General features: G+C 37.6%; 11 protein-coding genes and 1 tRNA gene. 6 read left to right on the top strand and 6 right to left on the bottom strand.

Features of this window, described 5'->3' with window-relative positions:
- Positions 1 to 36: 36 nt before the first annotated feature.
- From prfC to aceK, 6 genes are all read right to left on the bottom strand, one after another.
- A complete protein-coding gene (gene prfC, locus QUE72_RS13340; RefSeq protein ID WP_286269502.1) occupies positions 37 to 1617 on the bottom strand; it encodes a peptide chain release factor 3 in 1581 nt (526 codons plus the stop codon).
- Between the two features lie 156 nt (positions 1618 to 1773).
- A complete protein-coding gene (rimI, locus tag QUE72_RS13335; protein ID WP_074495990.1) occupies positions 1774 to 2235 on the bottom strand; it encodes a ribosomal protein S18-alanine N-acetyltransferase in 462 nt (153 codons plus the stop codon).
- A gap of 55 nt (positions 2236 to 2290) precedes the next feature.
- Entirely contained in the window at positions 2291 to 2686 is a 396-nt protein-coding gene (locus QUE72_RS13330; RefSeq protein ID WP_286269500.1) for a DNA polymerase III subunit psi, read from the bottom strand.
- 72 nt (positions 2687 to 2758) lie between these two features.
- Positions 2759 to 5914 carry an EAL domain-containing protein gene (locus QUE72_RS13325; RefSeq protein ID WP_286269499.1) on the bottom strand — a complete coding sequence of 1052 codons (3156 nt, stop codon included), beginning with the start codon at positions 5912 to 5914 and terminating at the stop codon, positions 2759 to 2761.
- Between the two features lie 196 nt (positions 5915 to 6110).
- Positions 6111 to 6187: transfer RNA gene (locus QUE72_RS13320), tRNA-Trp, on the bottom strand.
- Positions 6188 to 6288: 101 nt separating this feature from the next.
- Positions 6289 to 8022 carry a bifunctional isocitrate dehydrogenase kinase/phosphatase gene (gene aceK / locus QUE72_RS13315; RefSeq protein ID WP_322111092.1) on the bottom strand — a complete coding sequence of 578 codons (1734 nt, stop codon included), beginning with the start codon at positions 8020 to 8022 and terminating at the stop codon, positions 6289 to 6291.
- A gap of 176 nt (positions 8023 to 8198) precedes the next feature.
- On the opposite strand from aceK, the gene queA reads away from it, so the two are divergent.
- The 6 genes from queA to QUE72_RS13285 all read left to right on the top strand — a co-directional run bounded on the left by queA (position 8199) and on the right by QUE72_RS13285 (position 16134).
- Entirely contained in the window at positions 8199 to 9245 is a 1047-nt protein-coding gene (gene queA, locus QUE72_RS13310; RefSeq protein WP_286269496.1) for a tRNA preQ1(34) S-adenosylmethionine ribosyltransferase-isomerase QueA, read from the top strand.
- Positions 9246 to 9291: 46 nt separating this feature from the next.
- Positions 9292 to 10452, top strand: coding sequence for a tRNA guanosine(34) transglycosylase Tgt (gene tgt / locus QUE72_RS13305; protein WP_407704925.1), 1161 nt, complete (start codon positions 9292 to 9294; stop codon positions 10450 to 10452).
- Between the two features lie 33 nt (positions 10453 to 10485).
- The gene (gene yajC / locus QUE72_RS13300) at positions 10486 to 10821 is read left to right on the top strand and encodes a preprotein translocase subunit YajC (RefSeq protein ID WP_074495979.1); all 336 of its coding nucleotides are present in this window, start codon (positions 10486 to 10488) and stop codon (positions 10819 to 10821) included.
- A gap of 50 nt (positions 10822 to 10871) precedes the next feature.
- A complete protein-coding gene (gene secD / locus QUE72_RS13295; RefSeq protein ID WP_074495977.1) occupies positions 10872 to 12719 on the top strand; it encodes a protein translocase subunit SecD in 1848 nt (615 codons plus the stop codon).
- Between the two features lie 9 nt (positions 12720 to 12728).
- On the top strand, positions 12729 to 13676 hold the full coding sequence (secF, locus tag QUE72_RS13290) for a protein translocase subunit SecF (protein ID WP_074495975.1): 948 nt from the start codon (positions 12729 to 12731) through the stop codon (positions 13674 to 13676).
- A gap of 496 nt (positions 13677 to 14172) precedes the next feature.
- On the top strand, positions 14173 to 16134 hold the full coding sequence (locus tag QUE72_RS13285) for a CHASE3 domain-containing protein (protein WP_286269495.1): 1962 nt from the start codon (positions 14173 to 14175) through the stop codon (positions 16132 to 16134).
- The last annotated feature ends 107 nt before the right edge of the window (positions 16135 to 16241 follow it).

Here is a 16241-nt window from a genome sequence, read left to right as displayed (position 1 = left end):
GAATGATTGTTACTTGTTTAACGTCAATACCTACACTTAATGTTCGCGCGTGTGATGGAATGTAATATCAGGATGACGTTCTTGTGCTAAATTAAGGTTTACCATCGTTGGCGCAATATAGGTAAGATTATCACCACCATCAAGCGCTAAATTGTCATAGGCTTTTTTCTGGAATTGCTCAAGAATTCGTTCATCGTCACAGCTACACCAACGAGCTGTTGCAACACTGATAGGTTCATAAATAGCATCAACGTTGTATTCTGACTTCAAGCGCTGAACAACAACCTCAAACTGAAGCACACCAACAGCACCAACAATCATGTCATTAGAACTAAAAGGCCGGAAAACTTGAACAGCACCTTCTTCAGAAAGCTGTATTAACCCTTTTTGTAGTTGTTTGGCTTTTAATGGATCCCGTAAACGAATACGTCTAAATAATTCCGGTGCAAAATTAGGAATTCCGGTGAATTTCATGTCTTCACCTGCGGTAAATGAATCACCAATTTGTATGCTACCGTGATTATGTAAACCGATAATATCGCCGGCAAAGGCTTGTTCAACGTTAGCGCGATCACCTGCCATAAAAGTAACAGCATCAGCAATTTTTACATCTTTACCAATGCGTACCTGACGCATTTTCATACCTTTTTCATATTTACCTGAGACAATACGCATAAAAGCAATACGGTCACGGTGTTTAGGGTCCATGTTTGCTTGTATTTTAAACACGAAGCCTGAAAACGTCTCTTCTGTTGCTTTAACATCTCGCGTATTTGTTGCTCTAGGCATAGGTGTTGGTGCCCATTTAGTTAGGCCATCTAACATATGGTCAACGCCAAAGTTACCAAGAGCAGTACCGAAAAATACTGGTGTTAATTCACCATTTAAAAATTCTTCAAGATTAAACTCATGTGAAGCACCAATAACAAGTTCAAGTTCTTCACGTAGATCGTCAGCATAGTTGCCAACGGCTGCATCAAGTTCCGGGTTATCTAGCCCTTTTATTACACGCTTTTCTTGAATAGTATGGCCTTGGCCTGATTGATAAAGAATGGTTTCATCGGCTAAAATATTGTAAACACCTTTAAACTCTTTACCCATGCCGATAGGCCAAGTTACAGGTGAACATTTTATTTTTAAGACGTCTTCAACTTCATCCATCACTTCCATCGGATCACGTACATCTCGGTCCATTTTGTTCATAAAGGTGATGATGGGGGTGTCGCGTAATCGTGTTACTTCCATTAACTTTATGGTGCGATCTTCCACACCTTTAGCGGTGTCTATAACCATCAAGCATGAATCAACAGCGGTTAATGTGCGGTAAGTATCTTCCGAGAAATCTTCGTGGCCAGGAGTATCAAGTAAATTAACTAAGCAGTCATTGTACGGGAACTGCATTACCGAGGTAGTAATTGATATACCGCGGTCTTTTTCCATTTCCATCCAGTCAGACTTTGCATGTTGTCCTGATTTTTTACCTTTAACGGTACCTGCTTTTTGCAAGGCTTGTCCGAAAAGTAAGACCTTTTCGGTGATCGTAGTTTTACCGGCGTCAGGGTGAGAAATTATCGCAAACGTTCTACGAATATCGACTTCCTGCTGTTGTACAGACATGCAAATTACCTGTTAGTGATGTAGTTGATTCGAAATATAAGAAATTTATCGCGCGGCATTATACCTAAAAGGCCTGTTAAGAGCAGTAAAAACTCTATGATTTTTCAATTTAATTGCTATCAGCTAAAATGCATCAGGTGCTTTTCGTTCAACATGTTATGAGATTTCTTTTTTCATTACTATGGCGTCTTCATAGCCGATTTTACTTGGGTAATAACCTGTTCTTCTAGCGACTTCTATAAACCCCTGATTAATATACATCATTAAAGCTGAAATGTTTTTTGCTCGAACTTCGAGCAAAAGCGTAGTGGCACCTTTATTGGTCGACTGTTGATTCAAATGCAACATTAGTGCTTTACCATAACCTTTACCTTGATGCTTGGGGTCAATACAAATATCCATAAGTGTGACTTCATCGGCGACAAGGTCAGCGATATAAAAGCCAACCACTTCTTTTTGGTGCTGTGCTAGAAATCCAAAATATCGACCACCAATGCATGAGCGAAAAACTTTCTCACTCCAAGGATGGCTATGGCAAGTATTTTCAATGGGTAATAAAGTTGGAACGTGCCCTTCATTAATTGAGGTAAATTGCAGTTCAGTGGTGTTTGTTGTCATAGGTTCGCAGTGTATTTAGAGGTAAAATAAGATGTTTTTTAGCAATTAGTAGCCGTTAGCCAACAGTATTAGTGTTAATCACGGGTAAAAGTTGTTGATACAAACGTTTTTTTAACGCTGGTTGCTGAAAAATATCAGTGATTGGTGGCGTTGTTAATACATTGTTTTCAAAGTCAATGGTTGCTTCATTGACAAATTGCCAAATAAAATCATCGCATTGTAGTTTATTGGGAGAAACTTGAGTAAAGCTTGATGGTTTTAAAGCCATTGCAAGAATGGTGTCTAGAAAAAAACGTTCAGTTAATAACTGATCAATTTCAACAGAAGGTGCTGAAATATCTGTTTGTGACGACTCATCGACGACTGCACTTTGCGCTGAAATTGATTTTCTTAGCCATAGGTTGATGCCCATCTCTTGTAAATAAACAAATTGTTTTTCGTTGATAGCCATACTTAACTTAGCGTGAAAAATAATGGGGCTAGTATAAATTGCTTGCTGATAATTGTTAAGGTGATTTCAACATTATCTCTTTGTAAGATCGGAGGATGTATTATTTTTTAATTTTATTTCAAATAATTCAACAGGTAGTGGTTTACTGAAATGGAATCCTTGATATTGGTGACACTGCATGTCTTTGAGTAAGTCAACATGAGCTTGCTGTTCTACACCTTCTGCAATGACTTGTAAGTGAAGTGTTTCAGCGAGAGAGATAATTGCTTTGACGATACTGTGATCTATATCGCTCTTATGTAAATTAAAAATGAAGCTTTTATCTACTTTAATGCAATCAACGGGAAACTTTTTTAAATAATTTAGCGATGAAAAACCGATACCAAAGTCGTCTAATGATAGTTTAAAGCCTAATGCTTTTAATTTTCGCATCGTTTTAATGGCTGTTTGCACATCCGTTAACAGCATTCCTTCTGTAATTTCGAATTTAATACAAGCAGGTGAAACACCGGTTTGGCTTATTTTAGCCTGTAACATGGTTAATAATTCATCGGGAGAAGAAAATATTTGCGCTGATAAGTTGATGGCAATTGACCCGAACTGAACGTTTGCTAACTGCCACGCAGCTACTTGATCAAAGACTTGTTTTATCGCGATGCGATCAATTTGAGCGATAACTTCTGATTGCTCTGCTAACGGTATAAATTCAGCAGGTGAAATAATGGTGCCGTCTGGCTCAACCCAACGAATCAAAGCTTCAGCACCTATGATCAAGTCAGTTTCTAAATCAACGACAGGCTGATAATAAAAGTCAAAATATTGATTGTTAATTGCATTGAGTAATTTTTGCTCGCGCTCAAGTTGCTTCATCACTGAAGTGTTCATTTTACTTTCATAAAAACGATAATATAAACCTTCAGTTTTTTTCGCATCAAGCATAGCAACAGCAGCTTTTCGTAATAACTCTTGGGCATCGTCACTATCTTGAGGGTATAGGGCTATGCCCATGCTTGCATTGATTGTTAATGACACCTCATTGTGCATGAAAGGTTGTTCGAATATCGAAAATATTTTTTTTGATACTCTCACTGCGCTATGTTTTGGGTTGTTTAACTCGACTAAAATACCAAACTCAGCTCCGTTAATGCGGGCGATGACATCTTTTGTGAACAGTACCCGTTTTAAACGTTTGGCTATTTCACATATAATCGTATCACCAAATTGATGACCATAAGAGTCGTTGATTTTTTTAAAGCCATTGATGTCAAAGAGTAGTAATGTCGGAAGCTTGTTGACATGTTTTGCGTTTAAACATGATTGCTGTATCAAACTTTCAAATAGTGCTCTGTTGGGTAAACCCGTTAAATCATCGTGAGTGGCAAGCCTAGTAAGTTGTTCTTGTGCTTTTTTACGCGCAGTAATATCACGAAAAACGCCAAGATAATGAATAACCTCAAGTTGTCCGTTTTTAATGGCTTCAACTTCTAATTCTATCGGATATATTTCATTATTTGAGCGTTGCTCATATAACTCACCTTGCCAGGTATCTGCTATTTTTGCTTGCAGCATGATATTGTCAGCTAAGTTTTTATCTTGACCGTTTATTGTCGCGAAATTGACTTTTTTCCCGATAACTTGATGCATTGTTTTATGGGTAATTTGTACAAAGGCATTATTGACCGCTTCAATGTTGAATTGATTATCGGTAATAAACACTGCGTCAGATGTACTTTTAAAAGCATAAGATAGCAACATTAATTGTTTTTCATTTGCTGCAATATCACTATTCATTTGTTGTAGCTTTGCTGCTTCTTTTTTACTGTAACGTCGACTGATTAATAAAATGATAATGATGGCGCTAGATATGACCAAAATTAATAAAAAGCGTTTTTGGTCTTCGGCTTGTTGAGTATTTGATTGGTGTAGAGCCGTTTCTTGTTGCAATAATTGAATTTGTTTTTCTTTATTGTCGGCTTGAAATTGCTCATTTAAACGTATTATTGACGCCTTCTGTGCGTTGCGAAGGTTATTAATGCTTAATGTGGCGTATTGTTGATGATACGACAGCGCTTGTTGAAAATCTTTTTTCACCTCAAATAAGATACTGAGAGACTTCAATGCTGCAGAATGTAGCCTAGGTTGTTGATTATTTTTGAAATATTTTTCAGCTGAAATGTATAATTTAAGGGCTTCATCATATTTTTTTTGCTGAGTGAGTAGGTTACCCAACGCTATTTTTCCTGTGTAAAGGTTAACGTTATCATGGTTAGCCGTAGCAATCAGTAATGCTTGTTGAATAAAGGTTTCACTTTTTTCAAATAGGCCTATCTTTTGAAGGGCATCAGCTTTAGCGATCAATGCTTTAATTTTTCGTTCGGGATATTCGTCAATCCTGGGGTGTTCAAGTAACTTTTGAAAGGTTGCTAACGCATTATCAAATTGACGTAAATGCTGGAAATAAACACCTTTATTTAGCATGGTGTTTACCCACATAAACTCATTTGAAAGCACAAGCGCGATATTGAAAGCCTTTTCATTTTGCGACAGTGCTTTTTCATAGTTATGTTGTGCCCAACTGAGCATGGCTAAGTTGGTGTAAATAGTCGCTTGCCCTTGAAGGTTCTTGGTTGATTGGTAAAGTTGCATCGCACTGAGAAAGTGCTGTTGGGCAGCTTCGTAATTGGTGGTGACAAAATAACTGTTAGCAATAATATAATTAAGAAATGCTTGATCATTGACTGAAAGCGTTAATGTTGAATCTAGGTAGTTATCTTGCTTAGAAATAGGCAATACCGAAAGCTGATCTAATAACGCTTTAGCTTTTGCAATAACCAAAACATGCTTATCTTGTATTCGGTATAAGTTTGTTTCTGCGGTCTCGCTAAGTAGGTTTATTATTTGTTGTTCATCGTTTGCAAGTGGAATGTTTTTTAATTCTTGTTGATAGTCGACTAATGTTTCTGTTTGATTTTCCATAGCCGCAATCGCCATTGCTTTTGTTCGAGCCAGCGCAGATATTTTTGGGTGCATTTTTATACTTACACGCGTGATAAACTGCTGCAGTTGCTTTAATTTTTGTTGATTGTTTATTTTACTATCATCAGAAATTGCGATTAGTGTCTGGTAAAGTTGCTCGTCAGACTGATCATTATCAATTTGAAACGCCCCAGTCTTGAACATAAACAACAAGAGGGCGATCATCACAAGATTGAAGTTAAAACGTTTCATAAGCAAGATTCGTTTCATAATTGTAAGTTAACGTTAGCCATCACTTAAGGTTTGCATGAAAAACAAACAACAAAGGTTATCTTGCTTTCAGCTATTAAGCAATTAAGTCGCGATGATAAACCAGATTGGTGTGTAGATATTGTATTTTAGTGAAATGGAGAGAGTAAGAGTCGTGTAACTTATTACGTAAAAAGAATGGCAGGGGTAGAGAGATTCGAACTCCCAACCGTCGGTTTTGGAGACCGCTGTTCTACCAATTGGAACTATACCCCTGCAACGGACGAGAATTATACTCATGGATGAGCAAAGGTAAAGCGGAAATTTATACTTTTGTATTGTTCGCTCATTAATTACTCAACACAGGGGGTGTTTGGTTATATTTTTAACTGTTCTGGGTAGGGAAATACATCAGCAACCTCGCCTCGTGCGACCTCTTGTTGTTGGTGTTGCCAATAGGTTGCAGTTAATAAGTCGGCGTGATGAATTAAAAAAGCGTTCCGATATTTTGGATTCGCTAAGGCAAAGGTAGCAATTTCCTCTGGAAAAACATCGCCTTTTTCTACTGTATACCAAGGTTCGGAGGCATAAATTTGTGCTTCGGTTACTGGCATGGGTTTCTGTCGAAAATTGACTTCATTCATATAGGTTATTTCATCGTAGTCGTAAAAGATAACGCGACCATGTCGTGTAACACCGAAATTTTTTAACAACATATCTCCAGGGAATATATTCGCGGCAATTAACTGCTTTATTGCTTCTCCATAACCAAACATTGCCTGTGCTATTTGTTCATCATTAGCTTTTGCTAAATACAGGTTCAGCGGGGTCATACGCCGTTCGATATAAACATGTTTTATAATAATAAGTTGTTCATCTATAGTGATTATACTAGGCGCAACATTAAGTAATTCATCAATAAGTGCCTGTGAAAAACGATGCTTTGGAAAGGCAACTTGTGAATATTCCATGGTATCGGCCATGCGACCGACACGATCATGCAGTTTGACTAGGCGATATTTTTCTTTGACTTCTTTTTTCGTCACACTCTTACTCGGTGAAAAATGATCTTTTATGATTTTGAAAACATAAGGGTAAGAAGGCAGTGTAAAAACAGACATCACCATGCCTTTAATACCATCTGCGAGTTTAAACTGGTCGTCACTTTCGTTAAGGTGCGTTAAGAAGTCTCGATAAAACTGTGTTTTTCCTTGTTTATGAAAGCCGATGGCTGAATATAGATCAGCCCTAGTTTTATGTGGGATCAAAGTTTGTAAAAAATTAACCAATGCCGTTGGATGCAAACAATCAACAAAGAAATAGGAACGTGCAAAACCAAAAACAACCGCCATATTTTCTTCATCCGTTAATAATGCATCAATTTTTAAGCCTGTGTTTAGGTTATTCACAATCGGCACGATGAAAGGGGTATTGCCTGCGGGCGTGAGTACCCTACCGATAATGTACGCACCTTTGTTGCGGTAAAAGACAAAATTTAGTATGTCTATTTCAATCGTAGATAATGCAAATGTTGATAAAACAGGGTGTTTAATAAACAGCTTGATCAGCGCTTTTACATCTTTTTTAATGTGCGCAAAAGATCGTTTAAACCCGGCTTGTTCTATAATATGCGTAATGGTGTGGCATAAGCCTTTTTCACTAATGGAATATCGGGTGTATATGGTTTCATTGCTTCGATCTATCGCTAAACAAGATTCAACAAAAATAAAGTCATTAAAGTAATATCGGCGATCAAATAGGTGACAAAAAACGGAGTTATAAAAGCTCTCTGCTAATTCTGCTTGTGGATGTGTTTGCAATAATGCAATGTAAAACTGCTTTACTTGGCGCCAAAGCGTATCATCGAGTGTTTCAATACGAAAATCATCACGTAGTACTGCTAAAGTTTCTTGAACCCGTAGATCGAAGTAGTCGTTGCGATCTCTTGACGCGGCTTGAATCGCTAACCATTGACCCTGCTCAAATCGCGTTTGTGCAGACTTCGTTATTTGACTAAATAAATAAATATGGCGTTCAAAACCATTCAATATTGTTCTAGCAATAGCTTTAGTGTGTGGATCAAACATCGTCATTAAGTGTCGAATGAGCAAAGTGGATACTTAACAGAATACGATAATTAACAGCATTTTACTGATTCATTCTGCTAAATAGTCATTATAAACAATAGTGATAATGTGGCGTTATCACTTAGTTTTACTTGAATTTACAAGGCTAGGGCTCTAAAATTACGCGGTTTATTTTGTCATAAAGAAGTCTTATTAATTCTATGCGTGTCGCAGATTTTTCCTTTGATTTACCTGAAGAGCTTATTGCTCGCTATCCTAAAGCTGATCGTACGGCTAGCAGGTTAATGGTGCTGGACGGTTGTAGCGGGGCGTTGCAAGATGCCCATTTTGTTAATGTCATTGAGCAGTTGAACGCTGGCGATTTATTAGTTTTTAATAATACTCGTGTTATTCCAGCACGAATGTTTGGCCAGAAAAAAACCGGTGGGAAATTAGAAGTACTGGTCGAACGTATTCTTGATGATAAACGCTTTCTAGCGCATGTACGTGCGAGTAAATCTCCTAAGCCTGGTACAGAACTGGTATTAGAAAATAAAGTGTCAGCTATCATGGTGGCACGGCATGACGCACTGTTTGAAATTGAAATTTCACACCAAGACAACGTATTAACGGTATTAGAAGATATTGGCCACATGCCTTTACCGCCTTATATTGATCGCCCTGACGAAGAAAGCGATAAAGAGCGTTATCAAACAGTTTACAATGAAAAACCAGGTGCGGTTGCTGCGCCAACGGCGGGCTTACATTTTGATGATGCGTTATTAAAACGTATTAAAGAAAAAGGCGTTAACACTGCCTTCGTTACTTTGCATGTTGGTGCTGGCACATTTCAACCTGTACGCGTAGAGCAAATTGAAGACCATATAATGCATGCTGAATATGCTGAAGTGCCGCAAGACGTTGTTGAACTTATCCAGCAAACAAAAGCAAACGGTGGCAGGGTTATCGCTGTTGGAACTACCTCGGTACGTTCGCTAGAAAGTGCGGCAAAAGCAGCAAAAGAAAAAGGGCAAACGTTAACACCTTTTTATGGCGATACCGACATTTTTATTACGCCTGGTTATGAATTTGAAATCATTGATGCCTTAATAACCAATTTTCATTTGTCAGAATCAACGTTACTGATGTTAGTCAGTGCGTTTGCTGGCTATGATAATATTATGGCAGCATATAATCATGCGATATCTGAACGATATCGCTTTTTTAGTTATGGTGACGCGATGTTTTTAACTCGTCGTCAATCATAATGTTAATTACGCCGCTGGCCTGTTTCGCTAGTAGGCAGGAAATCATATGACTGAAAAAACACAAAAAAAAGCAATGAGCTATGAGCTTATTACTAAAGATGGTAAAGCACGTAGAGGCAGATTAACCTTTGCGCGTGGTACGGTAGAAACGCCTGCTTTTATGCCTGTTGGTACATACGGTACCGTAAAGGGCATGAAAAGTGAGGAAATAGAAGAAATAGGCGCTGAAATCATTTTAGGAAACACCTTCCATTTAATGCTGCGCCCAGGTACTGATATTATCGAACAGCACGGTGATTTACATGACTTTATTCACTGGGACAAGCCGATTCTTACTGATTCCGGTGGCTTTCAAGTGTTTAGTTTAGGTGCAATGCGAAAAATTACCGAAGAAGGGGTTAAATTTAGCTCACCGGTAAATGGTGAGAAAATCATGTTAACTCCTGAACGTTCGATGGAAGTTCAGCGTAAATTGGGTTCAGATATTGTCATGATATTTGATGAATGTACGCCTTACCCTGCAACGCATGTTGAAGCAAAAGAGTCTATGGAGCTTTCACTGCGCTGGGCGCAACGTAGTAAAGATGCTCACAAAGAAAACCCAAATGCCTTGTTTGGCATTGTACAAGGTGGCATGTATGAAGATTTGCGCGAAGTCTCTATTAATGGTTTAAAAGCAATTGATTTTGATGGTTACGCCATTGGTGGTTTATCAGTGGGTGAACCTAAAGAAGATATGGTCAGAATTTTAGATCATACAGCCCCCTTGATCCCTGAAAATAAACCCCGATATCTGATGGGAGTAGGAAAGCCAGAAGATTTAGTAGAAGGCGTTAGGCGTGGTATCGATATGTTTGATTGTGTGATGCCTACCCGAAATGCACGAAATGGTCATTTGTTTGTTACCACAGGTGTGGTAAAAATAAGAAATGCTAAGAATAAAGTAGATACAGGGCCATTAGATGAACAATGTGAATGTTATACCTGTAAGAATTATTCGCGTGCATATTTACATCATTTAGATAAGTGCAATGAAATATTGGGCTCTCAATTAAATACTATTCATAACTTACGTTTTTACCAACGCATTATGAAAGAATTACGTGATGCGATTGAGCAAGGCAAATTAGAAGAATATGTGAGTGAATTTTATGCGCTTCGTTTGTTACCGGTTCCACCGTTAGCGAAAGGCAGCGAACAAGTTTAGTTTATTAATAACAATTAGAAGTAAGAGGATATTATGAGTTTATTTATCGGTACTGCACACGCAGCAACAGGTTCAGCACAACCAGGCGGTGGCATGGAAATGATTATTATGTTGCTTGTATTCGGGTTAGTGTTTTATTTCATGATCTACCGCCCGCAAGCAAAACGTGTAAAAGAGCATAAAAGTTTAATGTCTGCTTTATCTAAAGGTGATGAAGTGCTAACGCAAGGCGGCTTAGTAGGTAAAATCATTAAAGTGTCTGATGAAAAAGACTTTATCGCGATTACTATCGCTGATAATACTGAAGTAACTGTACAAAAATCAGCGATTTCTGCAGTATTACCAAAAGGCACAATGAAAAGCCTTTAAGGCTTTTCAAGACAGTTTGTCTACTAACTTAAGAACATTAGGATGATATTGTGTTAAACCATTCACCATTGTGGAAAAAACTACTGGTGCTTTTTGTTGTATGTATTGGTGCATTATATGCGATGCCCAATTTATACGGTGAAGATCCGGCAGTACAAATTTCTGGATTACGTGGTGTAGAAACAACAGCGTCAACACTAGACTCTGTTAAAGCTACATTAACGGAACAGCAAATAAACTATTCAAGTATGTCTCTTGAAGATGGTCAAGTATTAGTAAAATTTAGCGATACAGAGCAACAACTTAAAGCCCGTGATGAATTAGACTCAGCATTAGGTGACGATTACTCTGTAGCATTAAACCTTACTCCAGCGACACCTGACTGGCTCGCAAGTATTGGCGGTGTGCCAATGAAGTTTGGTTTAGATTTACGTGGTGGCGTTAGTTTCACCATGGAAGTCAACATGAATGAAGCTGAACTTAAAGCAAAAGAAGGCATGGTGGGAGATTTTCGTACTGATCTACGCAAAGAAAACATTCGTTATCGTAGTGTGAAAGAACAAGATAATGGCGTGATTATTACCTTCCGTAACGTAGATGATATTGATACTGCTGAATCATTATTGAAAAAACGTTATCGTGATTTATTATTTTCAGATAACAGTGATGATTTAACCTTATCAGTCACCATGTCTGAACAAAAGTTAAAAGAAATTCGTGAATATGCACTCCAACAAAACATCACTATTATTCGTAACCGCGTTAACGAATTAGGTGTTGCTGAACCTTTAGTGCAGCGTCAAGGGCAGAAAAACATCATAATTGAATTGCCCGGTGTACAAGATACAGCAAAAGCTAAAGAAATCTTAAATGCTACGGCGACCATTGAATTTCGCATGTTAGACTCTGAAGGAGACATTAACAGTGCGTTAAATGGCCGAGTACCAGCAAATTCTCAATTACTACAAGATCGCAATGGCAGGCCTTCTTTAGTAAAAAAACGTGTCATGCTAACGGGTGATCATATTGTTGATGCCGGTTCGAGTTTTGATGAGTATTCGCGCCCACAAGTAAACATAACACTAGATTCGCCTGGTGCGAGTAAGTGGTCAAATGCGACAAAAGAAAACGTTGGTAAGCCGATGGTGACGGTATTCATTGAATACAAACCTACCGAGCGTACAGACAAAGAAGGTAATACTATCTTCGAAAAGAACGAAGAGATTATTCAAATCGCGACTATTCAAGGGCGTTTGGGTAAAAGCTTCCGTATTACCGGCATTGACAGTCAAGCTGAAGCGCATAACTTAGCGCTACTTCTACGAGCAGGTGCTTTAATTGCGCCCATTCAAATTGTTGAAGAACGTACTGTTGGGCCATCATTAGGTGCTGAAAATGTGAAACTTGGTTTACAAGCTATTGTAGGCGGTTTCGCATTAGTGGTTCTTTTTATGCTGATTTATTACCGCGCATTCGGTATTGTTGCCAACTTGGCATTAACGGCAAACTTGGTGTTAATTGTTGGCGTAATGTCAATGATACCTGGCGCTACGTTAACGCTTCCTGGCATGGCCGGTATCGTATTAACTGTGGGTATGGCTGTTGATGCTAATGTACTTATTTTCGAGCGAATACGTGAAGAGTTACGTAGTGGTAAATCTGTACAGCAATCTATTCATCAAGGATACGATGCTGCATTTTCAACGATTTTAGATGCGAATATTACCACACTAATTGCGGCAATTATTTTGTTTGCAGTAGGTACTGGGCCGATCAAAGGTTTCGCAGTTACATTATCAATAGGTATCATTACTTCAATGTTTACTGCAATTATTGGTACACGCACAATAGTTAATAGCGTTTGGGGCGGTAAACGTCTCGATAAGCTTTCAATCTAGGAGTTATACATGCAACTATTAAAATTGAAAGAAACCATCGAGTTTATGCGTTTTCGCAAAGTAGCTGTAATATTTAGTGCGTTACTTATGATCGCGGCGTGCGCTTCCTTGGCGATTAATAAATTAAATTTTGGTTTAGATTTTACTGGCGGAACGTTAATTGAGGTTGGCTTTGAAAAAGCAGCTGACCTTAATCAAATCCGTGAAATCATGGAAGGTGCTGGTTATGAGGGCGCTGTTGTTCAACATTATGGCAGTTCTCGCGATGTTGTTATTCGCTTAGCGGTGCAAGACGATGTAAAAGCAGAGATGTTAGGCAACCAAGTATTAGCATTGCTAAAAGAAGGGACAAACCAAACACTTGAAATGCGCCGTATTGAATTTGTTGGCTCAAGTGTAGGTGATGAATTGACAGAGCAAGGAGGCCTTGCGATGTTAACAGCGCTTATTTGTATTCTGATTTACGTTGCATTTCGCTTTGAGTGGCGCTTTGCGCTAGGTTCAGTACTTGCGCTATTTCACGATGTGGTTTTAACCTTAGGTTTGTTTTCAATATTAGGGTTAGAGTTTGATTTAACGATTCTTGCTGCAATATTAGCCGTTATTGGTTACTCGTTGAATGATACTATCGTGGTATCTGATAGAATTCGCGAAAACTTCAGAAAAGTGCGTGATGGTGGACCAGAAGATGTGATTAACCTTTCATTGACACAAACGTTAAGTCGTACTTTTATTACCTCGATTACAACGTTACTGGTATTAGCAGCTTTGTTTTTCCAAGGTGGCGCACTTATCCATGGTTTTGCTACTGCATTGTTATTCGGTGTATTCATTGGTACATACTCTTCTATCTATGTAGCAAGTTCAATTGCGTTAGCGTTAGGTATTTCAAAAGAAGACTTAATACCTGAGGTGATTGAAAAAGAAGGTGCTGATCAAGACGTCATCTTGCCATAATCACTATTGAATGTATTAAAAAGCTGAGCTTGTCTCAGCTTTTTTTATGCCTAATACCAATTCGCATAAATATTCGGTCATTCAGCGAGAATTAAACGCTTTAGAGGCGCGATAATTGCGCAAAACGTGTTTGATGTAGAACAACTATACCTGCACACGTTTCGCTTATTCTCCCACCTCTGACATCGCTCTGAACTGACTTAATCTTTATGCGAACTAGTATTAATCAGCTCGGAAATGAGTGTATAAATGATAAGCATCGGTCTTCAAAAAATTTTAAAGCACTGTTTAGCTTTATTAATATAATGTTTATAGATAAAGCCAGTTAATTCAGTTGATTGATTTGGTTTTGAAGTGATTTTTTTCGTTAATTAACTATTAAGAGCTATAATTCAAGTGATTTTAGCGTTGTTTAACTCAATTACTCTACCTTAACGTTTAGTTTAGTCATTCGCTAATAAGTTTTTTAGAAAAATAATATGTGGAGTTGTGAACATTGTTTCAATTAAATGATTTATCAATACGCCGTAAGATTACTATTGGCTTTACTATTCCACTCGTCTTTATTTTTCTCTTATCCGTTGTTAACTATGTAAACATATCAAAAAATGAAGAGTCAACTCGTTGGGTTGAACATACTTACTCTGTTATTGCAAAAGGTCATGAGCTGAATAAATTGCTGCTTGATTTAGAGTCAGGAAAACGGGGCTTTTTAATTACCGGCAACGAGGATTTTCTTACTCCTTATTTTGAAGCGAAAAAAGTCTGGGATACAAAATTAGCTCAATTAAAAATATTAGTTAGTGATAACCCTAAGCAAGTAGAACGTCTAGAGGCAATAAACGTATTAGAGAAGCAATGGCTAAAAGCTGTTAATGATGTTGCCATTACTAAGAGACGAAACCTTGTCGATACTTCTAGGGGTTTTTCCGGCATTGTAAGTTTTCTCGAAGGTCATGCAGGTAAAAGAATTAAAGATGACATACGTGAAATTATCAATACTTTTATTCAAGAAGAACATATTTTAATGGCACAGAGGAAGTTATCAAAACAAAACGATAATTTCTTTACCAAACTCATCATCGTTGTCGGCTGCTTATTTGCGGCTTTAGTAGCCTTAATCTTTGGTGTCTCAATTAAGCGAAAAATATCGCATAATTTAGAAACATTAATCACAGGTACTGAAAGAATAGCAGGGGGTGATTTTGAGTCAGAGATTAACATTGACTCAAAGGATGAGTTTTATACCTTAGCTAAATCTTATAACTATATGGCGGAATCGTTAGCCATTTCTAACCGTGAAATGATAAGTGCAGCGCAGGCAAAAAGTGATTTTTTAGCGAATATGTCTCATGAAATAAGAACGCCTATGAATGGAATTTTGGGCATGCTTTTATTATTAGAAGATACCAAACTTAGTAAAGAACAAGAGAGTTATGTAAAAAGCATTCGTTCAAGTGGTAACGGTCTTTTATTAGTGATTAATGACATCTTAGATTTATCAAAACTAGAAGCTGGAAAGTTATCAATCGATAGTCATGCATTTAAGATGAAAGATTTAATTAACGAGGTTTGTTTTTTATTGGATCCGCAAACGTCAAGTAAAGGTTTAGTCATAACATCAGTGATAGCAGAAAATATGCCCTCTACTTTTTTGGGGGATTCGCTTCGCCTTAAACAAATTATGTTAAATTTAATGAGTAATGCCATTAAATTCTCTAACCATGGTGAGATTAAACTGACCGTTAAATCAGAAAAAAAACGAGAAAACCCTCACCATCATTTATTAACCGTTATTGTTAAAGATTCTGGTATTGGTATTTCGCAGCAAGATCAAGAAAAACTCTTTAAGCCATTCTCGCAAGTTGACACTTCAATCAGCCGAAAATATGGTGGTACAGGTTTGGGGTTAACTATTTGTTCTCAATTAATCAAGCAGATGAATGGCAGTATCAGCGTTTCGAGTAAATTGAATCAGGGCTCAACTTTTACGTTTACCGTTCCATTAGTGGAAACTTCCGAAAATGTTGATAGTAAGCAATATGGACAGCAACAAGTAGTATTAGAAAATAGTCAGTTAGCTGAACAAAAGCCTTTAAAGATACTAATTGCAGAAGATAATAAAATAAATCAAGTAATTGCTGATAAGTTATTTGATAAATTAGGCTACAAGGTCGATTTAGCTAATGATGGTGTAGAGGCGTTAAAAGCCGCAATGAAAAAGTCCTATGACATTATCTTTATGGATATGCAAATGCCTACCATGGATGGCGTAACAGCCACCAAAAAAATAATTGAATCTATGCCTGATAATCACCCAGCCATTGTTGCTATGACAGCAAACGTATTAGAAGACGATAAAGAAAAGTGCTTTCAAGCTGGTATGGTTGGATTTATTGCCAAACCCATCGATGCAAATGAAGTGATTAAAGTACTACATCAATATCCGAAGTTTTAAAGAAAGAGCAACAGACCAAGAAAACATGCGATTAGTTATTTTTTGTTATTGACTTGTACAATGGAGTAGAAAAAATAGGTATAACAACTACTTCTCTTCTGTTACTA

Source organism: Thalassotalea hakodatensis (assembly GCF_030295995.1).
Taxonomy (GTDB): domain Bacteria; phylum Pseudomonadota; class Gammaproteobacteria; order Enterobacterales; family Alteromonadaceae; genus Thalassotalea_C; species Thalassotalea_C hakodatensis.
Note: the sequence above shows the minus strand (reverse complement) of the source record. Positions and strands in the feature narration are given on the sequence as shown.

Coding starts and splice junctions, on each gene's coding strand:
- prfC (WP_286269502.1), bottom strand. CDS start 1,617: ATGTCTGTACAACAGCAGGAAGTCGATATTCGTAGAACGTTTGCGATA.
- rimI (WP_074495990.1), bottom strand. CDS start 2,235: ATGACAACAAACACCACTGAACTGCAATTTACCTCAATTAATGAAGGG.
- QUE72_RS13330 (WP_286269500.1), bottom strand. CDS start 2,686: ATGGCTATCAACGAAAAACAATTTGTTTATTTACAAGAGATGGGCATC.
- QUE72_RS13325 (WP_286269499.1), bottom strand. CDS start 5,914: ATGAAACGTTTTAACTTCAATCTTGTGATGATCGCCCTCTTGTTGTTT.
- queA (WP_286269496.1), top strand. CDS start 8,199: ATGCGTGTCGCAGATTTTTCCTTTGATTTACCTGAAGAGCTTATTGCT.
- tgt (WP_407704925.1), top strand. CDS start 9,292: ATGACTGAAAAAACACAAAAAAAAGCAATGAGCTATGAGCTTATTACT.
- yajC (WP_074495979.1), top strand. CDS start 10,486: ATGAGTTTATTTATCGGTACTGCACACGCAGCAACAGGTTCAGCACAA.
- secF (WP_074495975.1), top strand. CDS start 12,729: ATGCAACTATTAAAATTGAAAGAAACCATCGAGTTTATGCGTTTTCGC.